Source organism: Streptomyces sp. SBT349 (genome assembly GCF_001083795.1).
Classification (GTDB): domain Bacteria; phylum Actinomycetota; class Actinomycetes; order Streptomycetales; family Streptomycetaceae; genus Streptomyces.
This window is the reverse complement of sequence record NZ_LAVK01000643.1, coordinates 1-1697: the sequence shown is the minus strand read 5'-3', so window position 1 is coordinate 1697 and position 1697 is coordinate 1. Positions and strand designations below refer to the sequence as shown.

Annotated in this window: 3 protein-coding genes; all 3 read left to right on the top strand. The window is 69.9% G+C overall.

All coding sequences use genetic code 11. The features are described from left to right. Positions 1-133: 133 nt before the first annotated feature. Entirely contained in the window at positions 134-271 is a 138-nt protein-coding gene (locus ADY01_RS39590) for a hypothetical protein (protein ID WP_159001648.1), read from the top strand. 194 nt (positions 272-465) lie between these two features. Next, positions 466-930: a hypothetical protein gene (locus ADY01_RS40110; RefSeq protein WP_199826404.1), complete on the top strand. Its 465-nt coding sequence runs from the start codon at positions 466-468 to the stop codon at positions 928-930. A gap of 326 nt (positions 931-1256) precedes the next feature. Beyond that, positions 1257-1646, top strand: coding sequence for a hypothetical protein (locus tag ADY01_RS35470; protein WP_159001646.1), 390 nt, complete (start codon positions 1257-1259; stop codon positions 1644-1646). The last annotated feature ends 51 nt before the right edge of the window (positions 1647-1697 follow it).

Genomic DNA, 1697 nt, shown 5'->3' with positions numbered 1-1697 from the left:
CCGTGGCCCGCGGGTCGGCGGGCCCCCCGGCGCGGCGCCGTGGCCCACGACGCCGGGTCCCGGATGGCAGAGCGGCGCGCACCCCCCGGCCCCTCCGCCCCCTCGACGGCGACGGCGAGGACGGCGGATCGTCATGAGCGTGCTGTTGCTCCTGTTGCTGCTGTACCTCGCGTGGACCCTCTCGTGGCTGGAGATCGACCTCGGCGGCCTGACCGGCGATACCGACGACTCCATCGACGACTCCATCAACGACTCCATCAACGACGGCTGATGGCCGGCGGCTGGGAGCGATAGCCGTCTCTATCCTTCGTTGATCGGTCTTAGGGATGCCGGATGAGGGAGATGGGTGTTCCGAACGGACGATGTCCCGGTGGCGGACCGCTTCCCCGTGTTCCGTGAGCTCGCGGAACGGATGCACGCGCCGATGTGGTCCGGCGGCTCCGGGAGAGCGGGGACGAGCGGGCGGTGCGGATCGTCGCCCGGCTGCCCGTGGACGGGATCGGCGTGCTCGACTCGCACGCCGTGGACCGGCTGCTCATCGGCGTGCACACCGAACTCCAGCGCCTGAGCGAGGAACTGCGGATCGGCGAACGCGTCATTCACCTGCTCAGCCCGCTCAACACCGCAATCCGGGCGACCACCGGGCAGCCCGGTCCCTACCGCCTGGTCGACATCGGGTGCGGCCTCGGCGGCATGGGCCGCTTGTGCGACCGCACGAAGTGCTTCGCGCCGACGGGAGCCATATGGTCGAGGCGGATTCCCCCCGCGTCGTTCGTGGACGGGGCGCCACCATCGGCGTCAGTGAGACGAGCGCCGATCTGCCATGGTCAAGCGATGGCAGATCGGTCTGTGATCAGTGCTTTTGCCAGCAGGTCGAAAGGTCCGATCGAGGGAACTACCGGCTTGGCGACGACACAGTGCACGCTGTGAAGTCTCTATAGAGGTGTCAGCGCGAATCACATGAGACCTTGCCGGGCGCGTTTGCTGGAATGACCCATTCGCATCAGCGCTCCGTTCGTGTCACCGCGGGCCCTCCGCCCACGGTCTGGCTTGCTCCCGCTGCCTCCAGTGAGGTGAGCAGTGAACCAGCCCACCCGGGGCTTGTGGTCCCGAACTGGGCCATCAGGCGGATCCGATCCGAGTTCACCCGGCGGCCCGGAGGTGAGCCGAGGCCGCTGCTGCACCTCGACATCGCCGACGCGGAAGCGGGCATGGACGCTCGTGCCCGCCATCTACCGACGAGCCAGGCTTCGGGGGTGGCATCGGGGTGCCCAGGGGTCCTCGCGCAGCTTCCTCCCGAACTGGCGGCGGCGGCCGAGCCGGGCGGGCCGCTCACCGGAGGGCCGGAGGAGGGGCTGCCGGGCTTCTTCTACCGCGTCCACCGGCTTCTGCGGCATGGCGGGATGCTGCTGACCGCGTGCCGTCAGCAGCACCGCGAGAACGGTGAACTCATCGACCCGTGCGGCCGGCTGATCGCCTGCGCGCGTGCCGCCGGGTTTGTCTACCGCCAGCACATCCTCACCGTCCACGCCACCGCCAGCGGCAACCGCCTCCACCCCACCGACGACGCTCCCGACGCGAGCACGACGCCGGAGTGGCGCCACCGGCCAATCCACACGGATCTCCTGATGTTCACCCCCGCCTGAACCCCCCCCCGTCGCGCCCCGCCCCCGGAACCGAACAGGAGACGCTCGTGC